Here is a 21,060-nt window from a genome sequence, read left to right as displayed (position 1 = left end):
TAGGGCCTGCCGATTATCAACTCGCCGTCTTGATCTCCGGTGGCGGGGTGATTCCGAGCTGTGTGGCGAGGTCTGCGAGGTCGTCCAGGGTGGCGAGGCGGTGCTCGGCCGGGGCGTTGATGTGCCCGATCTCGTCGAGGAGTTGGTGGGTCTTGCGGATGCGCCGGTTGATGGTCTGGGGCGCGACCGCGAAGAGGCGGGCGATGGCGACCTGGGGAAGCCCGAGCCTCTCGTAGAGGAGGGTGGCCAGGAGCCGGTCGACGAGAGTGAGGCCCGGGCGCCGGCCGGTGTAGAGGCCGGCGGCGGGAGTCTTCTGCCGGTCGCCGCCGCGCCGCTGGTGTAGGTCGTCTTCCCGCTGGGCCGTGCGGGCCGCCGCCAGCTCACCGATGAGCTGGCCCCATCGTTCGTCGTCCATGCCGGTCAGGGCCGGGTGGACCAGCCAGGCGCGGCCGGGGCCGGGCTGGAGCTGAGGCAGTACGGGAGGGATTCCATCCCGACGGTGCTCCTCGGGACGCAGGGTGTAGTTCCAGTCGCCATGCCAGTCGTGGCGGTTCAGCGGCAAGGCGGTCATCTGCCCGTCGCTGACCCTCAATCCGGTCTCATAGAGGGCAGTGTCGAGCTCGGCCCGGATGGCGAGGCCGGTGCGGGTGGTGGTCGCGGCGATGCTGTTGACGATGACGTCATGGCTGGTCAGCGGCCTGCCTCGCCAGTTCATCGTGATGTGGGAGAACAGCCGGTGCTCAATTTTGTTCCATTTTGAAGTACCTGGAGGAAAGTGAGACACGCTGATCTCCAGGCCGGTCTCGAGGGCCAGGGCGGCCAGCTCGAACTTCCAGGCGCGGGTCCGGTGTCCGTTGGAACCGCCTGCGTCCGCGGTGATCAGCAGGCGTCCGGAGTGCGGGTAGGCGGCATGTCCGGCCGCATGCCACCAGCGGCGGATGGAGGCGACGGCGAACGCTGCGGTGTCGTGATCGGTGCCGACGTTGACCCAGCCGGCATCCTCGGCCAGGTCGTAGATTCCGTACGGGATCGCCTTGCCCAGATCGGCGTCGGGAAAGTCGTGAGTACGGACCCGGACCGGTTCCCCCTTGCGATGCCACTCGCGCCCGCCGTTCTTGTAGTTGCCCACCAGCTCCTTCTTCTTGGTGTCCACGCTGATCACGGGGTCGCCTGCTGCCTGGAACTCCTTGGCCTGGTCGTTGATATAGCGGAACTGTCCGTCCCGGTCCGGGTGCTGCTTGCCTTCGGTGGTCTTGGCGTTGCCCTGGAGGCTGAAGCCCTCCTCGCGCAGCACCGCCGCCACCGTGTCCGCCGAGACCCGATGGCCCTGCCGGACCAGCTCGGCGGACAACTGCCGCGTCGACTTCACCGTCCACCGCAGCGGTGACATCGGATCCCCACGCACATTCGGCTCCACCAAAGCCAGCAGCGCGGGCCGCAGCCCCGGATTCAGGTCCACCGCCCGTTTGCGGCCCCCGCCCACCCGGCGGACCCGTCCCAACAGCACGTCACCGGACTCAAGTTCAGCAGCCCCGCGTGAAACGGTGCCCTCACGCACCCCCGCCGCGCGAGCGACGAGCCTGATCCCGCCATGCCCCAGCGAGCGTGCCTCCGCTCCTATGGTCAGTCGCCGCTGACGCTCGTCCAAGTGCGGGAACAGCGCCTGAAACTTCGCCGCCAGCCCGGTCTCGATCCCCTCCGATCTCCCCATACCACAACAACGAGCCACAATCCCGGAAGCGACGGCTTGTTTCCCGGCAGGCCCTTAGGGTCAGTTACAGGGGGTGCACCGGCGCATTCACTCCGCAATCGATCGTTACGAGTGCATCACTGACAGGGCTTTGGCCGGTTTCCGGCGCAGTACAGAGGGGCATCCAATCCGTGGCGTGGGGCGAAGGAGGTCTCGGGGGTGGCGTTTGTGGTGGCACAAGAAGTGCCCGCGTCGTCGAGCATGGATGTACCCCATGGCCCTGCGGGCGTGGGGCAGGCGAGGCACCGCATGCGCGAGCAACTGCGCAGCAACGGAGTCTCGGACACCGTGGTCGACGACGCTGTACTGATCCTTTCCGAACTCCTCAGCAACGCGTGCCGGCACGGCAGGCCGCTGGGGCAGCACTCAGAGGTGGGTGACGGCGACATCCGCGCCGCATGGCGCGTGGGCAGAAGAGGCGACCTGACCGTCGAGGTCACGGATGGCGGCGGGCCCACCAGGCCGGTCCCGGCCACACCGTCGGTCACCGCGCGCGGTGGACGGGGACTCAACATCATCAGCGCCCTCGCCGAGGAGTGGGGCGTCCGGGACGACACGGTCGGTGAGGTCACCGTCTGGGCCCTGGTCTCCTCCGGTCACGGACACGGCGGCTTTCCCACAGCGGGACCGGGCCGCACGAGGTCATCGCGCCGCGAACAGACCGGCATGACCGCACTGGACGGATTGCGCGGGATGAGCGGGATGAGCGGTTTCGGCTCGCTCGACGGGCTGGACATCGCCGAGGCGCTCGAAGCCTTCGACGACGCAGGCTGAGAGCGGCGGGGCCCGCGCCCCGGAGCAGTGGGCCGCGAAGGCGCCACAGCAGGTGTGCCCCGGCACCGACCGGGGCGGCTAGGCTCGCGCCCGAGACCGCACTGTCGCAATCGGGAGAACGCCCACCATGGCCAAGAAGCGCCCTCAGTCCAAGGCCGGGAAGCCGCAGCTCAAGGACGGTGAAATCCCGGTCGTAGGGGCCCGCGAGCCCTGCCCGTGCGGTTCGGGCCGCCGCTACAAGGCATGTCACGGACGCGCAGCCGCCCATGCCGTGACCGAGCTGGTCCAGCGTCCCTTCGAGGGAATCTCCGGCGAGTGCGACTGGATCGCCCTGCGCGAGCTCGTCCCCGCCGCCACCGTCGAACTGACGCTGAAGGACGGGCTCCCCGAGGGTGTGCCGTCCGTGTCGCTGGCGACCGTGCTGCCGATGGCCTGGCCGGCGCTGCGCCGTGACGACGGCTCGGTCCTGCTCGCCCTGCAGAACGACACGTCGTCCGGTGACCTCAGCCGCGATCTCGCGGACACCCTGCAGCGTGCGCTGGAGGCCGCGCCCGGGTCACCGGTCACCGCCCGCCGGGTGCCCGCCGACGGCCCGCGACTGCAGGACGTCCTCGACCCTGCCGCCGTGTTCGAGCCGGTCGTGCACTCCGGATTCGAGTTCTGGGTCCCGGACGCTTCGAGCGCCACGGCGGAGGTCTCGGCCTCCCTGGAGCGCGCCAACGCGGCGGCCATCCCGACCACCCGGCTCTCCGGTGTGGACGCGGCCTACTGGTGCGAGACGCCGGAGAAGAACCACCTGCGCTGGGTCATGCCCCACGCCGAGGAGCAGCTCCTCGACGCCCTCGCCCGGCTCCACGCGGCAGGCGCCTCCTCGCTCGGCGAAGGAACCCGCCTGGTGGGCTCGTTCCGCGCCCACGGCCTGATGGTTCCGGTCTGGGACCTGCCGAGCGCGATGGGGGCCGAGGAGTGCGAGAAGCCCGCGGCACAGTTCGCGGAGCGGCTCGCCGAAGCCCTCGCCTCCGACGCTCCGCTCACGGCCGAGGAGCGCAGGGCACGCGGCGGGCTCACCAACCGCCAAGTGACGCTCAGCTGACAGTGACGGGGGCCGGGGTACGGCGGTGACTCCCGTCACAACTCGCCGTACCCGTCGGTAAATAGCTGTCCGAATAGGCGAGATCGAATTTGCACACGGCAGATCTCTTGTTACGGTTCTGGAAGTCCGGTCGCTGGTGCATCCCCCGTCGCCAGCGGCCGGACGTCCTCGTTTCCGGGCCCGTACGACTGGGGCGCACGCCGGGGCACGCCCGTGCTCGGCCACCTGCGGCGACCGCCAGGCCCGGAGCCTGTCCCCGCTCACCCGCATCCGCCCCGCCACAGGTCGTCGCCCGTCGGCTCCTGCCCACCGGCCGGCCTCCGTTCCGCGCCGGAGCGACGCGCGCCCCGGCCCTCCGGCCGTACCGGGCGTTCGCTTTCGGACAGAAAATCCGGGATGCCTGCCGGTTCCCTGGAATGCCCCACGACACCGGGGAATCACACACACCGGCATCACCGCGCGCACCTTTTCCACAATCCCCGAAAGGACCGTCAGAAAGCCTGCGGCCAGGACCCTTTACGGGGCGGGAATCGGGCCGGAATCGGTGCGGTAAATGCACGCCCGCACGCACACCCCGCGCGCCCGGGTCGCCGCCCGGCCCGCAGGCCGCCCGGCCACGCGGAACCCGGGCGGCCCCGCTCCCTGAACGAGTGAGCCGCCCGTCGCGCTCGCGCCGCCTTCGCCGTCGACTGCCGTTCGTGCGCGGACGCCCGGCGTCCCGGGCCACCGCGTGGCCGTCCGCTCAGTAGGCGAGCCGACTGCCGCCGTCCGGAGCCTCGTTGCTCGCCTCGACGAGCGCGTCCAGGACCGATTCCACGTCCGGGAGCCACGGCACGGCATTCCCGGCAGCCGGTGCGCGCTCCCAGCGCACCTGCCCCGTCCCCACTTCGGAGGGAGGCAGGACGAGATAGCCGCCCTCCCCGTGGAACCGCAGGGAGCTGGGCACCCGGTCCTTGGCGTGCAGCAGTTCACCGAGACGCTCCAGGGTGTACGGCGCGACCATCAGCGACCACCTGGTGGGGGTCGCCACCACGGGGCCGAGCCTCAGCCCCGTCGCGTCGAGCGCGGCCAGCGCCCGGGCTCCGGCCACGGCCGGCAGGCTCAGCGCGCAGGGCGCCTGGCCGCCGGTGGCGAGGACCACGGGGGCGGTGGGCCGGTTGGTCCACCACCAGCGCACCATGCGCGCGTCGGTGGTCGCCGCGAGGAGACCGGGGTCGAAGGGATGTGCGCCGGGTACGGCGCACTCGGGGTCGGGACAGGCGCAGCCGCGGCCGCGTTCACCGCGTGCGGCTGCGGCCGCCAGCCCTGCTCCGGGGAGCACGGGCCATCTCCGGACGGTGGCGAAGAACAGCGCCGCGTCGAGCTGGGCGGAACTTCCCTTGCGCCGGGGCCGGTGCCTGCGTCGCCTTCCGAGGATCTCGCGCATGAGCGCTCGTTCCTTTCCGTTGAACGCCGAGGTCCACATCACACCACGTGCTCGTTACACCACGTGTGCGTCTCTTCGCTGTGCGTGCTTGCTCATCGGATCTGCGGTACGGACGAGTAGTCGGTGCCGAGCGTGAGCCGAGCCGAGCAGAGTGGAACCGAACAGAATGGAGCTGAGCCGAGTCGAACCGAGTTGAGCCGAGCCGAGTCCAGTCAATACATCGCGCGGTCGGCGTGCGCACCGCGCGTGCCGTCCCTTGTGCATCCCCGCCACTCGGACGGTGGGCGGGCGGCCGTCACCAGTGTGGACGCCCGGGCTCGCTGTCGGGTTCCGGGGCGGTCACAACTGCCCCTGGCCATCCACGATTACGTACCCAGCATGCTCGGGATGACGCTCCCTCCGGCATTTCACCCCGAGGGCGCCCCCTGTCGAGCGGACCCAGTCGACCTCAAAAAGCCGCCCGGGGGTGCATTTTTCGGCCAAGTTAACTCTCCCACGGCACCATAAATACCGTAAGGACAATGCTGGACATCACCTCACTTGTGCGTGTACATGTGGGTGCGTGCACCTGTGGTTGCACCGATAGCGGCGCAGAACGACATGGGGGGTTTGCGATGCTATTCGACACAACGCACCGGTCGGAAAGCCGACTGCCATGAGCGCCCCCCACCTTCCGAAAGTGGCTGGAATCGATCCCATGGTTCCTGTTTCAACGCACACTGCCGCCCCTACGGAAGCCGCCCCCTCCGCCCCCGGCGCCTTCCTCCAGGACCGGCTGGCCGGCTGGGTCTCCGACCTCACCACGCTGCACGAACTGACCGAACGGCTGGCCGGGACCAGCACCGTGGACAGCGCCCTCCACGAGCTCCTGAGCGCCGGAGCCGCCCTCGTCGGAGCGGGCCGCGGGCTCCTCGTCCTGGAACCCGCCGGCGGCGACGGCCCTTCACGGACGATCGGGCTCGGCCTGGCCCACGCCGAACTGGGCCACATCGAGACGGTGCCGCGCAACGCCACGGCGCACGGCCGTTTCCTGGAGGGCCTCCCCGAGGCCGACACCCCGCTGGCCAGCCCCGACATCCTCGGCGACACCGGCCTCGACCCCCGCTGCCGCGCGGTCGCCGCTCAGCTCGGTTACGCCGCCAGCTACACGCAGCCCCTCACCGCCGGGACCGCGGGTCGGCTCGGTGCGGCGGTCTGGCTGTACGACGAACCGGCTCAGCCGCTGGAACGCCAGTGCCATCTCGTCGGGGTGTACGCCCGCTACGCCTCCGAACACCTGGCCCGCCTGGTCGAGCTGGAGCGCGCCAGGGCGGACGTCGCCGCCCTCGCGGAGGAGCTCCGCCCCAGCAGACTGCCCCGGATCCCCGGAGTGCGACTGGCCGCGCGCCACAGGGCCGCGCCCGGTGGCGGCGGTCACTGGTACGACGCACTGCCCCTGCCGGACGACGCGCTGGGCCTGGCCGTCGGCTCGGTCGGCGGCTCGGGGCCGAGCGCCCTGGCCGCCATGGGCCGGCTCCGCGCCGGCCTGCGGGCCTACGCCGTGATGGAGGGCGAGGACCCCGTCGCCGTACTCTCCGACCTCGAACTGTTCCTCCGGCTGACCGAACCGGCCACCGCGGTGACCGCCCTCTACGCGTACTGCGAACCGGACCGGCGCACGATCCTGCTGGCCGGTGCCGGGCACACCCCGCCGCTGGTGACGGGCGAGCGGCGCACCGAATTCGTGGAGACGACCCTCTCCGCGCCGCTGGGCATGCTCTCCTGCTGGGAGGCGCCCAGCGTGGAATTCGAGCCTCTCCCCGGCGAGACCGTGCTCTTCTACACCGACGGGCTGCTCCGCCGCACCGGCTCCACCACGGACCGGGCGTTCGCGCGGCTGCACGCGGCGGCGGCGGGTGTACCGAAGGCCCTGCGCCAGGATCCCGGGATGGTCGCGGACCACATCCTGCGGGTCGTGCTCCCCGACGGCCTCGACGGGAGCGACGGCACCGAGGACGTCGCCCTGCTGGCCGCGCGCTTCGACTGAGCCCCCCGGCTACCGCCCCGGGGCGGTAAGAGGTCTTCCGGCACCGGGCCCCCTTCCGTACGCCCGTACGATGGAGAAGGCCCAGTGTCGTACAAGGAGGACATAACGTGTCTGAGGAGCTCGCCCCGGAGACCCCGGAAACAGCGGAGACAGAGCCGATCAAGCAGCGGAAGAACGGCCTGTACCCGGGCATTTCCGATGAGCTCGCCGAGAACATGAAGTCCGGCTGGGCGGACACCGAGCTGCACGGCCTGGAGCCGATCGCCCAGGCCTCCCACACCGCCGACCGTCGCGCCGCACTGTCCGCGCGCTTTCCCGGCGAGCGGCTCGTCGTACCCGCGGGCAACCTGAAGACCCGCTCCAACGACACCGAGTACGCCTTCCGCGCCTCCACCGAATACGCCTACCTCACCGGCGACCTCACCCAGGACGGCGTCCTCGTGCTGGAGCCGGCCGACGGCGGGCACGAGGCGACGGTCTACCTCCTGCCCCGCTCCGACCGCGAGAACGGCGAGTTCTGGCTCGACGGCCAGGGCGAGCTCTGGGTCGGCCGCCGCAACTCCCTCACCGAAGCCGAGCAGCTGCTCGGCATCCCGGCGAAGGACGTCCGCGAGCTCCCCGCCGCACTGGCCGGGGCCACAGGACCGGTGCGCACCGTCCGCGGCCACGACGCGGGCATCGAGGCCGCCCTGACCGACAAGGTCACCGCGGAGCGCGACGAGGAGCTGCGCGTCTTCCTCTCCGAAGCCCGCCTGGTCAAGGACGACTTCGAGATCGCCGAGCTGCAGAAGGCCTGCGACGCCACGGCGCGCGGCTTCGAGGACGTCGTGAAGGTCCTCGACAGGGCCGAGGCGACCAGCGAGCGCTACATCGAGGGCACGTTCTTCCTGCGCGCCCGGGTCGACGGCAACGACATCGGCTACGGCTCGATCTGCGCGGCCGGACCGCACGCCACCACGCTGCACTGGGTCCGCAACGACGGCGCCGTCCGCGCGGGCGAGCTCCTGCTGCTCGACGCGGGGGTGGAGACCGACGAGCTCTACACCGCCGACGTGACCCGCACGCTGCCCGTCAACGGCACGTTCACGCCGCTCCAGCGCAAGATCTACGACGCGGTGTACGAGGCCCAGGAGGCCGGCATCGCGGCCGTGAAGCCCGGCGCCGCCTTCCGCGACTTCCACGACGCCGCGCAGCGGGTCCTCACCGAGAAGCTGGTCGAGTGGGGCCTGCTGGGCGACCTGACCGTGGAGAAGGTCCTGGAGCTGGGTCTCCAGCGCCGCTGGACGCTGCACGGCACCGGCCACATGCTCGGCATGGACGTCCACGACTGCGCCGTCGCACGCACCGAGTCGTACGTCGAGGGCGTCCTGGAGCCGGGGGTCTGCCTCACGGTCGAGCCCGGCCTGTACTTCCAGGCGGACGACCTGACGGTGCCCGAGGAGTACCGGGGCATCGGCGTCCGGATCGAGGACGACATCCTCGTGACCGGGGACGGCAACCGGAACCTCTCCGCGGCGCTGCCGCGCCGGGCCGACGACGTCGAGGCGTGGATGGCCCGGCTCAAGGGCTGACACGGCCGGGCGCGCGGGACCGCGCCCCGTACGCCGGGACGGCGCGCCGCTCAGGACACCATGAGCAGCGCGCCCTCCCGCCATTTCAGGATCTTGTCGAAGCTCACGACCGCGCCGCGTCCCGGGCGGTTGCCGAAGTGGACGTGATCGGCGAGCTCCTCGATCAGGCCCAGTCCGCGGCCGCTCTCCGCCGTCTCCGGCGGGGGCATCACGGTGCACGTGCGCGAGGGGTCGCCCGTCGGGTGCGCGACGTACGGCTGCGGATCCGCCGGATACCCGGCGGGCGACTGTGCGGCGGTGCGAAGCGTGCGCCGGGAGGGGAAACCCGGCCCCGAGTCGGCGACTTCGATACGGCATTTCTCGCCGTCCAGATACGCGGTGACCCGGTACCGCCCGCAGGCGTGCCCGGACTGCTCGTCGTCGGCGGGGACGAGACCCACGCCTCCGGCCTCACCGGTGCCCCTGCGGTCGCCACCGTGCTCGACGGCGTTGGCACAGGCTTCGCTGAGCGCGACGGAGAGATCGTAGGAGATGTCCGGATCCACCCCCGCGGTCTCCATGGTGCCGAGCAGAAAACGACGGGCGAGCGGAACGCTCGCAGCTTCGCGCCGCAAATGGAGTGACCACCACATGCTCATGCTCCAGCCTCCTGGCTGCGGCTCGACATACCGTTACGTATTGCCGCGTTGAGCACGTCGTAAGCCCGGATCCGCTGTGACAGCGCTCATTCGGCGGATGCGGATATTCCGTTCACCGGTGTATGCCGGGCCCGGAGGGGGCCCCGGAAGGATTCGGGGAGGGGGTCCCGGAGCATCCGTGAACAGGTGCAACACACCCTGATCACCCCCTGATGGGGACGGATGCCGACCTTCCGGACCTGCCGTACGGAGACCGGGGGCACAGTGGGATGATGACCCGGCCATGTCTATGCCTGTCGCACGCGCCGGAGCCGGTATGCGGCTTTTGAGGACCGCGGTGTTCACCGCGGTCTGCGTCGTGCTCGCCGCCGCCGGGCACGGGTTCGCCTCGGGCGCGAGTGTCCCCGGCTGGACCCTGGCGGCCGGCTTCGCCGGCGTCTTCGCCGTCACCGCGGCGCTCGCCGGACGGGAACGGGCCCTCCTTTCGATCACCGCCGCCCTCGCGGCCGGGCAGCTCGCCCTGCACGTCCTGTTCGGGCTCGGACGGCACACGCCGGCCGCCGTGGCGGGCTCCGGGGACGACTCGCTCATCCGCTTCGCCGCCGGCCTGGTGTGCGGTGCGGGACCGGCGCAGCTGAGCGCCGGTGAGGCGCATCGCATCGTGACCACGGCGGGCCTGGATCCGGCCACCGTCGCCCAGGGCCACACACACCTGGCTTCCTCGGCCGGTCCGACGGCCCTGGCGATGATGACGTCCTGCCTGCCCAGCCTGCCCATGTTCCTCGGGCACCTGCTCGCCGCTCTGGCCACGGGCTGGCTGCTGCGCCGCGGTGAGATCGCGCTGTTCCGGCTGGCCAGGCTGTCGGCGCAGGGCGGCCGGCAGCTCGCGGCCGGAGCCAGGCTGCGCGCGCTGCGGGCGGCCATGGCACTCGTACGCGCCCTGCGTGCGGGACTTCCGGGTCGTCCCACGACCGGGCCGCGTCCCCTCCGCCGTACCGCGGACGACGCAGCACCGGCCACCGGGGATCCGCTGCAGCACATGGTGATCAGGCGCGGGCCGCCGTCCGTATACGTACACGCAGCCTGACGCGACCCCTCCGCCGGATGTGGTGAGGAGGTGGTCGTGATGCCGACGCGCCTCCGCGCGCCGGACCGCCTTTTCCTCGTGACCTGTGGAGTGATCCCTGCCATGAACGTTTCCCGTATCGCCCTCGTCGGCGGCGTCGCAGCGTCCACCGTCCTGCTGCTCGCCGGTACCGCCTCCGCGCACGTCAGCGTGCAGCCCGTGGGCGAGGCCGCCAAGGGCGGCTACGCCACCGTCAACTTCAAGGTCCCCAACGAGCGTGACGACGCCTCCACCGTGAAGCTCGAGGTGAACTTCCCGACGGACCACCCGCTGGCGTCCGTCAGCCCGCAGCCGGTGGCCGGCTGGAAGATCGAGGTCACCAAGAGCAAGCTGGCCGAACCGCTCGACGTGCACGGGAAGAAGATCAACGAGGCCGTCTCCAAGGTCACCTGGACCGCGGACGGCAAGGGCATCGAGACCGGCTTCTTCCAGCAGTTCCCGCTCTCGGTCGGGCAGCTTCCGGAGGACGCCGACCAGCTCGTCTTCAAGGCGCTCCAGACGTACAGCAACAAGGAAGTCGTCCGCTGGATCGAGGAGCCCACGGAGGGCGGCGAAGAGCCCGAGAGCCCGGCTCCCGTCCTCGCGCTGACGGCCCCGGCCGCCGACGCCCACGGCGCGGCCGCCGACGACAAGGGCGGCGCCGAGGAGAAGGCTACGGAGACGACGGCGTCCTCGGACGACGCGTCCTCGTCGAACAGCGACAGCACCGCCCGTGTCCTCGGCATCGTCGGCATCGTCGTCGGCGTCGCGGGGGTCGCGTTCGGTGTGCTGGCCAGCCGCCGCCGCAGCGCCTGATCCCACGCGCTCCACCACCCGCATTCACAGATCAGGAATCAGCTCTCCATGCACAGCAAGAAGACGGTGCTGGCCGCGGCGTTCGCCGCCGTGGCCGCACTGACCCTTTCGGCCTGCGGCAGCGGCCAGGACTCGGCGGACAACTCCGTCGCGGAGGTCTCCTCCGGGACCGGGTCCAAGCCCGCCACCGTGCTCGACCAGCCGTTCACCAAGCCGGACCTCGTGCTCACCGACACACACGGCAAGAAGTACGACCTGCGCGAGAAGACCAAGGGCAAGCCGACCCTCATCTACTTCGGCTACACCAACTGCCCCGACGTCTGCCCGCTGACCATGAGCAACATCGCCCTCGCCAAGCGGGCCCTGCCCAAGGCCGACCAGGAGAAGCTCCAGGTCGTCTTCGTCACGACGGACCCCGAGCGGGACACCCCGGCGTCCCTGGGCAGCTGGCTCAAGGCTCAGGACCCCGACTTCACCGGCCTGACCGGCGACTTCCCGACCATCCAGGCGGGAGCACGGCAGATCGGCATCGGCATCAGCGCTCCCAAGAAGGAGAAGGACGGCACGGTCGTCTCGATGCACGGGGCCCAGGTCATCGCGTTCTCCCCGAAGACCGACAAGGGATACGTGCTCTACGGCGAGGACACCACGGCCGAGGACTACACCGAGGACCTTCCGAAGCTGGTCAAGGGGGAGACCCCGTGAACCGTCGCACGGCAGTCGCCGGCGCCCTGGCCCTCACCACCGGACTGGCGTTGACGGGATGCTCCTCCGACAGCGCGCCGCGGCTGGAGGTGACGGGGGCCTTCATGCCGCAGCCCGTCAGCGACATGGCCGCCGGCTTCCTGCTCGTGAAGAACAGCGGTGACACCACCGACCGGCTCACCTCGGTGACCAGCTCTCTCTCCGACCACGTCTCCATCCACGAGACGAAGGACCGGACGATGCGCATGGTCACGTCGTTCGAGGTGCCCGCCGACGGCGAACTCGACCTCGAACGGGGCGGCAACCACATCATGTTCACGGACCTCAAGGAGCAGCCCAAGCGGGGGGAGACGGTCTCCGTGGTGCTGCACTTCGAGAAGGCCGATCCCATCACGGTCGACATCCCCGTGAAGGAGACCACCTACAACCCGAAGAAGAGTTGAGGTACTGACACCCCATGGCAGCCACCGCCCCGCCCCTCGGGCCCTCCCCGACACGACGGCCGCACGCCGCGGTCGCGCTCCTCGCCACGCTGATCAGCCTGCTGTTCGGCCTGGTGCTGGCAGGCGCGAGCCCCGCGTCCGCGCACGCCGCGCTCACCGGGAGCGACCCGCAGGACGGGGCGGTGGTCGCCACCGCCCCCGAAGAGGTCACCCTCACCTTCTCCGAGCAGATCGCGATGGGCGACGACTCGATCCGGGTCCTCGACCCGAGCGGGAAACGGGCCGACGACGGTGCTCCCCGTGATCTGACGAGCGGCGGCGCCGTCCGGTACGGCGTCCAGCTCCACAGCGGTCTGCCCGACGGCACGTACACCGTCGCCTGGCAGGCCGTGTCCGCCGACAGCCACCCGGTGGCGGGGGCCTTCACCTTCTCCATCGGCGCCCCCTCGGACACCACCGTCACGCTCCCCTCGGGCGGAGCGGGCGGCGGTCTCGTTGGCGCGCTCTACGGCATCGCGCGCTACACCGCCTACGCCGGGTTCATCCTGCTCGCGGGCGGGTCGGCCTTCGTGCTCGCCTGCTGGCAGCGCGGAGCCGGGGCGCGGCCGCTGCAGCGTCTCGTCGTACGCGGCTGGGTCACGCTCACCGCTGCCACCCTGGCCATGCTGCTCCTGCGGAGCCCCTACACGGGCTCCGGCAAGCTCGCGGACGCCTTCGACCTCAACGGCCTGCAGGCCGTGCTCGACACCAAGCCGGGGGCCGCGCTGGTCTCCCGGCTGCTGCTCCTGGGCGCCTCCGCGCTCTTCATCGCCGTCCTCTTCGGGGCGTACGCGAAGCGCGAGGACGAGCAGGAGAGGAAGGACCTCACCTTCGGACTCGCGACGGGCGGCACCGTCATCGCCGCGGGAATCGCCGGTACCTGGGCCCTGGCCGAGCACGCCTCGACGGGAATCCAGCCGGGCATCGCCATGCCCGTCGACGTGCTCCACCTGCTCGCCGTCGCCGCCTGGCTGGGCGGGCTCGCCGCACTACTGGTCGCCCTCCACCGGACACCGGACATCACGAGCGACGCGGTACAGCGGTTCTCCCGCATGGCGTTCGCCGCCGTGCTCGTCCTCACCGCGACCGGGATCTACCAGTCCTGGCGTCAGGTGGGTTCGTGGTCCGCGCTGACCGGCACCCGGTACGGGCAGCTGTTGCTCGTCAAGGTGGCGCTCGTCGCCGTGCTCGTCGGCGTCGCGTGGACATCCCGGCGGTGGACGGCGCGCCTGACCGAACGTGCCAGGACCGGCGATGCCGCTGCTCCGGTGGAGCCGTCGCAGACCACGGTGCCGGAGGAACCGGCCGCTCCGGCCGTCGCGTCCTCCGGGGAAGTGGGCCCGGAGCGCGCCGCGCAGCTCTCCCGGCAGCGTGCGGCTCTGACGGCGACCAAGGAGAAGCGCACCCGTGACGCCGATCCGGACCGCTCGGGACTGCGCCGGTCCGTGCTGGTGGAGACGGGCATCGCCGTGGTGCTCCTCGTGGTGACGACGATCCTGACGTCCACCGAACCCGGCCGCACCGAGGAGGAGGCCGCCCGCGGCAACACCACGACGGCCCCCGTTCCGCTGACCGGCGGGCAGGTGAACCTGAGCCTGCCCTTCGACACCGGCGGCCGGAACGGCAAGGGGACCGTGCGCCTGGACATCTCGCCCGGCGGAACCGGCGCCAACAGCGTGCACCTCTGGGTCGACGGGCCCGACCGGCGCCCACTGGACGTACCCGAGGTGAAGCTCGCCTTCACCCTGGAGTCCAAGGACATCGGCCCGCTGCCGGTGGTCCCGGACCGCCTCACCGAGGGCCACTGGACCGCGAGCGGTGTACAGATCCCGATGGCGGGCGACTGGAAGGTCGCGGTGACCGTGCGGACGTCCGACATCGACCAGACCACCATCGACAAGAACGTGAAGATCGGCTGAGCAGGGTGAGCAAGAAGAAGGACGACCCGGGAACGCGGCGCACCGCCGCCGCCCGGAACGGATCAGGGACCGGAAGCGGAGGCGTCGTCTCCCGGCGGCGGCTGATCGGCGGCGCGGGAGCGGCCGGTGCGGCCGGGCTCGTCCTGGGCGCGGCGGGCGGCGCCGGCGGCTACGCCGCGAGCCGCGGGGAGGCGCCCACGGCGCTCACCACGGTCGGCTCGACCGAGGCGATGTTTCACGGGAAACACCAAGCGGGGATCACCACTCCGCTTCAGGCGCGCGGGCATCTGGTCGCCTTCGACCTGACGCCGGGGTCGGGGCGCACGGAGGCGGCTGCCCTGATGCGCCGCTGGTCCGCCGTGTCGGAGCGGCTGATGGCCGGTGAGCCGGCGGAGAGCGGCCGGGGACACGACACCGGCATCGCTCTGGACGCCGGGCCGTCCTCCCTGACCGTCACCTTCGGATTCGGGCGGACCTTCTTCACCCGCACCGGCCTCACGGACCGCCGTCCGGCCGCTCTGGACCCGCTGCCCGCGTTCTCGTCCGACCACCTCGACGCCGGGCGCTCCGACGGCGATCTCTGGGTGCAGATCGGTGCCGACGACGCGCTCGTCGCCTTCCACGCGCTGCGCGCCCTGCAGAAGGAGGCCGGCCCGACGGCCCGGGTGCGGTGGCAGATGAACGGCTTCAACCGCACCCCGGGCACCACGGAGCGGCCGATGACCGCGCGCAACCTGATGGGCCAGGTCGACGGCACCAACAATCCGAAGCCGGCCGAGAGCGACTTCCAGGAGCGGATCTTCGTCCCGTCCGGCGGCTCGTCGGCGTACGCCTGGATGGAGGGCGGATCCTACGCGGTCGTCCGGCGGATCCGGATGCTCCTGGACGACTGGGAAGAGCTCACGGTCACGCGCCAGGAACAGGTCATCGGCCGGCGGAAGGCGGACGGCGCCCCCCTGAGCGGCGGCTCCGAGGACACGGCGATGGACCTCGACAAGGCGGGGCCGGACGGCAAGCTGCTGATCCCCGGCAACGCGCACGCCCGGATCTCCTCCCCCGAGAAGAACGGAGGTGCGGCCATGCTGCGCCGTCCCTTCTCCTACCACGACGGGATCTCCGACGACGGCACCCCGGACGCCGGGCTGCTCTTCGTCTGCTGGCAGGCCGATCCGTTCAAGGGCTTCATCCCGGTCCAGCGCAAACTGGACCGCGGGGACGCGCTCTCGCCGTTCATCCGGCACGAGGCCAGCGGTCTCTTCGCCGTACCCGGAGGCGCGGCGTCCGGGGAGTACGTGGGGCAGCGGCTGCTGGAGGCGTGAGGCGCACGGGCCCGTCCTTCGGCCCATTAGGGTGACCGTATGTCAGCCACGCGTTACGCCTATCTCGGACCCGAAGGCACCTTCACCGAGGTGGCCCTCCGCACGCTCCCCGAAGCCGCCACCCGCGAACTCGTCCCGATGGTCTCGGTTCCGGCCGCGCTGGACGCGGTGCGCGGCGGGCAGGCCGCCGCGGCGCTCGTCCCCATCGAGAACTCCGTGGAGGGCGGGATCAGCGCGACGCTCGACGAGCTGACCACGGGCGCTCCGCTGATGATCTACCGCGAGGTGCTGCTCTCCATCACCTTCGCGCTCCTGGTGCGTCCCGGGACGAAGCTGTCGGACATCAAGACCGTGACCGCCCACCCGGCCGCGCAGCCCCAGGTGCGCAACTGGATGGCCGCCCATCTGCCCAGCGCGGTGTGGGAGTCGGCCGCCTCGAACGCGGACGGTGCCCGGCTGGTCCAGGAGGGGCGCTACGACGCGGCCTTCGCCGGCGAGTTCGCCGCGGCGACGTACGGGCTGGAACCGCTGGTGACGGAGATCCACGACGCGGAGAACGCCCAGACGCGCTTCGTGCTGGTGGGTCGCCCCGCCCGGCCGTCCGCGCCCACGGGGGCCGACAAGACCTCCGTGGTCATCTGGCTGGGCGACGACCATCCCGGTGCCCTCCTCGAACTGCTCCAGGAGTTCGCCGTACGCGGGGTCAACCTGATGCTGATCCAGTCCCGGCCCACCGGGGAGGGCATCGGGAACTACTGCTTCGCCGTGGACGCCGAGGGGCACATCGCCGACCGCCGCGTCGGCGAGGCCCTGATGGGGCTGAAGCGGATCTGTCCGAAGGTGCGGTTCCTGGGTTCGTACCCGCGGGCGGGGGTGGCGCCCGACGAGGTGAGCCCCCTGCGGATCGGGACGTCGGACACGGACTTCACCGAGGCGTCCGACTGGCTGGCCCGCAGCCAGGACGGCCGCGTCTGACGGCCGCGGTGGGGGATCGGACCTGATTCCCCACGGCCGTCCGGTCGTCCTGTCCGTCCGGTCGTCCTGTCCGTCCGGTCCTGGCGTCCGGACGTGCCGCTCTACCCCGCCGCCTGGTCGTACCGTCGGATTTTCTTTTCGCACAGGGTGATCAGAGTTATCCACAGGTCACGCGTCCAGCCTGGGGACAAGTCGACACCACACCGCGACATGGTCGACAAATCGCCTCAGTAACCCTGGATGCCCCAGGGGGTCACAGCCTCTGCCATGTCCCCCAATTCTGTTGATCAACTCATTGAGGAGAGGAATACCCACCCGAATGAGTGCACGGATCAGGTTTGAGCAGCGAATCCATGCCCCATGATGCCACTTTCGGAACGCCCTCTTCCGGTGTCCACAGATCTTCTTCACAGCCTGTGGATAACTAATCGGATCACCGGTCGCCTGTGGACAACGCACCCCTCCGTTCGCCGCCAACTCCCCGCGCACACAACGGCGATGCGTGGAGTACCAGTGACCCCCGCCCCCTTTTCGGGGTAATGAGACCCTTTACCGGCGACCTCCCCCTTCGGCCGGACGGCGATTCACCTCAGGATTATTGATTCCGGCAATTCGGGCAAAGCGCCACGCACGTCGATATCGGTTCGAGCGGTGGATGCCCGCACCGGTAGCCTTGTGGGGTGATTGACCTTCGCCTGCTCCGTGAGGACCCCGACCGTGTTCGCGCCTCCCAGCGCGCCCGTGGAGAGGACGTCGCCCTCGTCGACGCCCTGCTCTCCGCCGACGAGCTGCGCAGGTCGTCCGGCGTCCGCTTCGACGAACTCCGCTCCGAGCAGAAGACGCTCGGGAAGCTGATCCCCAAGGCCACCCCCGAGGAGCGCGCCGAGCTCCTCAAGAAGGCCGATCAGCTGAAGACCGAAGTCAGGGCGGCCGACGCCGCCCAGGACGAGGCCGACGCCGAGGCCAAGCGGCTCCTCCTGCTCCTCGGCAACGTCGTCCACGAGGACGTGCCCGTCGGCGGCGAGGAGGACTTCGTCGTCCTGGAGACGCACGGCACGATCCGTGACTTCGGCGCGGAGGGCTTCGAGCCCAAGGACCACCTGGAGCTCGGCGAGGCGCTGGGCGCCATCGACATGGAGCGCGGCGCCAAGGTGTCCGGATCCCGCTTCTACTACCTGACCGGCGTCGGCGCCCTGCTGGAGCTGGCCCTGGTCAACGCGGCGATCGCACAGGCCACCGAGGCCGGTTTCGTCCCCATGCTGACCCCCGCGCTGGTCCGCCCGCGCGCCATGGAGGGCACGGGCTTCCTCGGCCAGGCCGCGGAGAACGTGTACCACCTGGAGAAGGACGACTACTACCTCGTCGGCACGTCCGAGGTGCCCCTCGCGGCGTACCACATGGACGAGATCATCGAGGCCGACAAGCTGCCCCTGCGGTACGCCGGGTTCTCCCCCTGCTTCCGCCGCGAGGCGGGCACGTACGGCAAGGACACTCGCGGCATCTTCCGTGTCCACCAGTTCGACAAGGTCGAGATGTTCTCCTACGTCGACCCTGCGGACGCCGAGGCCGAGCACCGCAGGCTCCTGGAGTGGGAGAAGCAGTGGCTCACCGGCCTGGAGCTGCCGTTCCAGGTGATCGATGTCGCCACCGGTGACCTGGGCTCCTCGGCCTCGCGGAAGTTCGACTGCGAGGCGTGGATCCCGACCCAGGGCAAGTACCGCGAGCTGACCTCCGCGTCCAACTGCGACGGTTTCCAGGCGCGCCGGCTCTCGGTCCGGATGCGCGACGGGAAGAAGGTCCAGCCGCTGGCCACGCTGAACGGCACCCTCTGCGCCGTCCCGCGCACGATCGTGGCGATCCTGGAGAACCACCAGCTGCCCGACGGTTCGGTGCGTGTGCCCGAGGTCCTCCGCCCGTACCTCGGTGGACGCGAGCTTCTGGAGCCGGTCTCCAAGTGACCTTCCCCTACAAGCTCGTCGCGACCGACCTCGACGGCACCCTGCTGCGCGACGACCACACGGTCTCGGGTCCCACCCGGGAGGCGCTGGCCGCGGCCACCGCGGCCGGCGCGGCGCACATCGTCGTCACGGGACGAGCGGTTCCGTGGACCCGGCACATCCTGGACGACCTGGGCTACGAGGGCCTCGCGGTCTGCGGCCAGGGTGCGCAGGTGTACCACGCGGGCGAGCACAAGCTGCTGACCTCCCTCACCCTGGACCGGCAGCTCGCTGGGCTGGCGCTGTCCAAGATCGAGGCGGAGGTCGGCCCGCTCGCGCTGGCGGCGAGCCGTGACGGCCTCGAGGGCGAGGTGCTGGTCGGGCCCGGCTACCAGGTGCAGGAAGGGCCGCTGCCGGCCGTCTTCATGAACGACCCCGCCGAAATGTGGACCGCTCCGCTGAACAAGGTCTACATCCAGCATCCGGAGCTCGACGACGACGCCCTGACCGAGGCCGCGCGGAGGGCCGTAGGCAGCCTCGTGAACGTCGTCATGGCGGGCCCGGGCGTCGTGGAGATCCTTCCCCTGGGACTGAGCAAGGCGACCGGTCTCTCGCTGGCCGCCCGCCGTCTGGGGCTCAAGGCGTCGGACACCCTGGCCTTCGGTGACATGCCGAACGACATCCCCATGTTCGGCTGGGCACAGCACGGTGTCGCCATGGCCAACGCGCATGACGACCTGAAGGCCGTGGCACACGAGATCACCGCGTCGAACGAGCACGACGGCATCGCCCTCGTGCTGGAGGAACTGCTCCGGACGGCCACGCGCGCCTAGGGTCTTTCGTTGCCCCGCCGCGGTCTCCGATCTCGGGGTGACGGCTCGATTCGCGCCCACTGCGCGTCAGTCAACGGCACACACGAACAGCGACTGTCGGAACCTGCTGGAACGGAACGGCACCGCCGTCAGTCGGTCGGCCCAGTGCGAAGCCGCCGCACGTCCCGCACCAGCGTGTACGAAGTGCTGAGGAAGATCACGGCTCCAGCCACGAGCCAGAGGACCGACGCGCCGGAGCGGTACTCACGAATGCCCGCTACGACCAGCACCACGCCGGCAAGGACACCGAAGACCGAGACCAGAGCGCTGATGCGGTGGTGAGTCACACAGGCATCATCAACGACAGCCTCGGCCGGCGGAAGTGATCCGAACGAACCGCCTGAGCGAGCGAGTGCGCTCGGGCGGGTGCTTCTCGCGCCCGAACGCACCCGTCCGGGGACCACCCGCTGATCAGGTCGTCCCCGGCGGAATGTCAGCCGCTCCTGCGACGGCCCAGCTCCCTCAGCCGGTGCGCGAGGTCGTCCGTACGGGCATCGAGCCGGACGACGTCCTGCGCGGCATCGGTGAGGCGGAGGCTGATGGCGCCGACGGCCTGGTACGTCGCATCGAGCTTCCGGTCGAGTGAGTCGAGCCGCCCCGACATCCGGCCGAGCACGGGTCCGAGCTCCTGGAGCACGCTGCCCACGTCGGCGAGGCAGCCCTCGATGCGCGTGACGCGCCGGTCGAGCGAGACGTAGGAGGCCCTGAGGTCCTCCTCAGTGCCGAGAAGGTGGGTCCGGACGCTGCGCGCGATGTCGCTGTCGCGAAGAAGCATGGCGACGTTGAGCACGGTCAGCAGATCCCAGTTGTCTCCACGCACCCTGTACAACGAACCGACAACCGTACAGTCACGCGACGTCCGCCCGCCCCGCACAGACGACAACCCCCGCCCATCGGACGGGGGTTGCACGGGATGCGGTGCTCACTCCTCGCCGGCGAGCTTCAGCGCGCGCAGCTTCTGACCCGCGTACCACGTGGCGACGGCGGTGACACCGACCAGCAGGAACGTCGCGAGCGGCAGGCCGACGTCCGAGGTGACCAGGCCGTCCCCGGCGACCTTCTCCGCGACGGAGAGGGACCACTGCTGCACGCTGAGCGTCCTCGCCCCCGGGACCAGACTGCCGAACAGCGCCTCCCACACCAGCGCGTACACCAGGCCGAAGACCACCGCGTGCCGGCTGACCGTGCCGAGCAGCAGGAACAGCGCGCTGTACGCGATCGAGGCGACCAGCGCCGCGATCGTGTAGGCCACGGCGATCTGTCCGCCGTTGCCGTTGAGGATCAGCCCCGCGACGAACGTCGGCAGCGCCGAGAAGAGCATCGTCACGGCGATGGCGACGATCAGCTTGGTGAAGATGATCGTGGGCCGCTTCACCGGCTTGGCCAGCAGATAGACGATCGAACCGTCGTCGATCTCCGGCCCGATGGCGCCCGTTCCCGCGATGACGCCGATCAGCGGGACCATCGTGGCGATGGCGAAGCCGCCCAGCACCCCGGAGGCGACGCCGTCATCGGCCCCGGCGAACGCCCGTACCGCCACGGAGATGGCCACCAGGAGCACCGGCAGGACGAACAGGATGGCGGCCCGGCGCCGGCCGAGCAGGGCCCGGTAGGTGAGCCGGGCGACTGTGGGGTCGTACATGACGCTTCAC

The 21,060-nt window shown here is 70.7% G+C and carries 18 protein-coding genes and 1 pseudogene; 13 read left to right on the top strand and 6 right to left on the bottom strand.

What is annotated here, in order from left to right:
* Window positions 1–16: 16 nt before the first annotated feature.
* Window positions 17–1,711 carry an ISAzo13 family transposase gene (locus tag B9S57_RS32495; protein ID WP_103514838.1) on the bottom strand — a complete coding sequence of 565 codons (1,695 nt, stop codon included), beginning with the start codon at window positions 1,709–1,711 and terminating at the stop codon, window positions 17–19.
* A gap of 198 nt (window positions 1,712–1,909) precedes the next feature.
* On the opposite strand from B9S57_RS32495, the gene B9S57_RS32485 reads away from it, so the two are divergent.
* Both B9S57_RS32485 and B9S57_RS32480 read left to right on the top strand, forming a co-directional pair.
* Entirely contained in the window at window positions 1,910–2,524 is a 615-nt protein-coding gene (locus tag B9S57_RS32485; RefSeq protein WP_258036733.1) for an ATP-binding protein, read from the top strand.
* Between the two features lie 127 nt (window positions 2,525–2,651).
* Entirely contained in the window at window positions 2,652–3,617 is a 966-nt protein-coding gene (locus B9S57_RS32480) for a DUF5926 family protein (RefSeq protein ID WP_103760731.1), read from the top strand.
* Between the two features lie 742 nt (window positions 3,618–4,359).
* Here B9S57_RS32480 and B9S57_RS32475 read toward each other — a convergent pair.
* Window positions 4,360–5,043 (bottom strand): bifunctional DNA primase/polymerase, encoded by a 684-nt coding sequence (locus tag B9S57_RS32475; protein ID WP_103760748.1) that lies wholly within the window; start codon window positions 5,041–5,043, stop codon window positions 4,360–4,362.
* 655 nt (window positions 5,044–5,698) lie between these two features.
* Here B9S57_RS32475 and B9S57_RS32470 point away from each other — a divergent pair.
* Together B9S57_RS32470 and B9S57_RS32465 are read left to right on the top strand one after the other, a co-directional pair.
* Window positions 5,699–7,069 (top strand): PP2C family protein-serine/threonine phosphatase, encoded by a 1,371-nt coding sequence (locus B9S57_RS32470; RefSeq protein WP_103760730.1) that lies wholly within the window; start codon window positions 5,699–5,701, stop codon window positions 7,067–7,069.
* A gap of 107 nt (window positions 7,070–7,176) precedes the next feature.
* Window positions 7,177–8,640, top strand: coding sequence for an aminopeptidase P family protein (locus B9S57_RS32465; protein WP_103760729.1), 1,464 nt, complete (start codon window positions 7,177–7,179; stop codon window positions 8,638–8,640).
* Window positions 8,641–8,690: 50 nt separating this feature from the next.
* On the opposite strand, the gene B9S57_RS32460 is transcribed toward B9S57_RS32465, so the two are convergent.
* Window positions 8,691–9,278: an ATP-binding protein gene (locus tag B9S57_RS32460; protein WP_103760728.1), complete on the bottom strand. Its 588-nt coding sequence runs from the start codon at window positions 9,276–9,278 to the stop codon at window positions 8,691–8,693.
* A gap of 283 nt (window positions 9,279–9,561) precedes the next feature.
* On the opposite strand from B9S57_RS32460, the gene B9S57_RS32455 reads away from it, so the two are divergent.
* The 9 genes from B9S57_RS32455 (at window position 9,562) to B9S57_RS32415 (ending at window position 19,369) form a co-directional block, all read left to right on the top strand.
* Window positions 9,562–10,365 carry a hypothetical protein gene (locus B9S57_RS32455; RefSeq protein WP_103760727.1) on the top strand — a complete coding sequence of 268 codons (804 nt, stop codon included), beginning with the start codon at window positions 9,562–9,564 and terminating at the stop codon, window positions 10,363–10,365.
* Between the two features lie 102 nt (window positions 10,366–10,467).
* A complete protein-coding gene (locus B9S57_RS32450) occupies window positions 10,468–11,199 on the top strand; it encodes a YcnI family protein (RefSeq protein WP_103760726.1) in 732 nt (243 codons plus the stop codon).
* 48 nt (window positions 11,200–11,247) lie between these two features.
* Window positions 11,248–11,904 (top strand): SCO family protein, encoded by a 657-nt coding sequence (locus tag B9S57_RS32445; RefSeq protein WP_103760725.1) that lies wholly within the window; start codon window positions 11,248–11,250, stop codon window positions 11,902–11,904.
* On the top strand, window positions 11,901–12,347 hold the full coding sequence (locus tag B9S57_RS32440; RefSeq protein WP_103760724.1) for a copper chaperone PCu(A)C: 447 nt from the start codon (window positions 11,901–11,903) through the stop codon (window positions 12,345–12,347). The genes B9S57_RS32445 and B9S57_RS32440 overlap by 4 nt, the downstream gene beginning before the upstream one ends.
* A 14-nt stretch (window positions 12,348–12,361) precedes the next feature.
* The gene (locus B9S57_RS32435; protein ID WP_103760723.1) at window positions 12,362–14,305 is read left to right on the top strand and encodes a copper resistance CopC/CopD family protein; all 1,944 of its coding nucleotides are present in this window, start codon (window positions 12,362–12,364) and stop codon (window positions 14,303–14,305) included.
* A gap of 5 nt (window positions 14,306–14,310) precedes the next feature.
* Window positions 14,311–15,624, top strand: coding sequence for an iron uptake transporter deferrochelatase/peroxidase subunit (gene efeB, locus B9S57_RS32430; protein ID WP_103760722.1), 1,314 nt, complete (start codon window positions 14,311–14,313; stop codon window positions 15,622–15,624).
* A 39-nt stretch (window positions 15,625–15,663) separates the two neighbouring features.
* The gene (gene pheA, locus B9S57_RS32425) at window positions 15,664–16,599 is read left to right on the top strand and encodes a prephenate dehydratase (RefSeq protein WP_103760721.1); all 936 of its coding nucleotides are present in this window, start codon (window positions 15,664–15,666) and stop codon (window positions 16,597–16,599) included.
* 680 nt (window positions 16,600–17,279) lie between these two features.
* Window positions 17,280–18,557, top strand: coding sequence for a serine--tRNA ligase (gene serS, locus B9S57_RS32420; RefSeq protein WP_103760720.1), 1,278 nt, complete (start codon window positions 17,280–17,282; stop codon window positions 18,555–18,557).
* The gene (locus B9S57_RS32415) at window positions 18,554–19,369 is read left to right on the top strand and encodes an HAD family hydrolase (RefSeq protein WP_103760719.1); all 816 of its coding nucleotides are present in this window, start codon (window positions 18,554–18,556) and stop codon (window positions 19,367–19,369) included. Before serS ends, B9S57_RS32415 begins: the two co-directional genes overlap by 4 nt.
* 128 nt (window positions 19,370–19,497) lie before the next feature.
* Here B9S57_RS32415 and B9S57_RS32410 read toward each other — a convergent pair whose 3' ends face one another.
* The 3 genes and pseudogenes from B9S57_RS32410 to B9S57_RS32400 form a co-directional block, all read right to left on the bottom strand.
* Window positions 19,498–19,695, bottom strand: coding sequence for a hypothetical protein (locus B9S57_RS32410; RefSeq protein WP_103760718.1), 198 nt, complete (start codon window positions 19,693–19,695; stop codon window positions 19,498–19,500).
* A 146-nt stretch (window positions 19,696–19,841) separates the two neighbouring features.
* Window positions 19,842–20,201 (bottom strand): annotated as a pseudogene (locus B9S57_RS32405) (hypothetical protein); the annotation flags it as partial.
* A gap of 129 nt (window positions 20,202–20,330) precedes the next feature.
* Window positions 20,331–21,050 carry an ABC transporter permease gene (locus B9S57_RS32400; protein ID WP_103760717.1) on the bottom strand — a complete coding sequence of 240 codons (720 nt, stop codon included), beginning with the start codon at window positions 21,048–21,050 and terminating at the stop codon, window positions 20,331–20,333.
* Between the last annotated feature and the right edge of the window lie 10 nt (window positions 21,051–21,060).

The sequence above is a fragment of the Streptomyces sp. SM10 genome (assembly GCF_002910915.1).
GTDB lineage: Bacteria > Actinomycetota > Actinomycetes > Streptomycetales > Streptomycetaceae > Streptomyces.
Note: the sequence above shows the minus strand (reverse complement) of the source record. Positions and strands in the feature narration are given on the sequence as shown.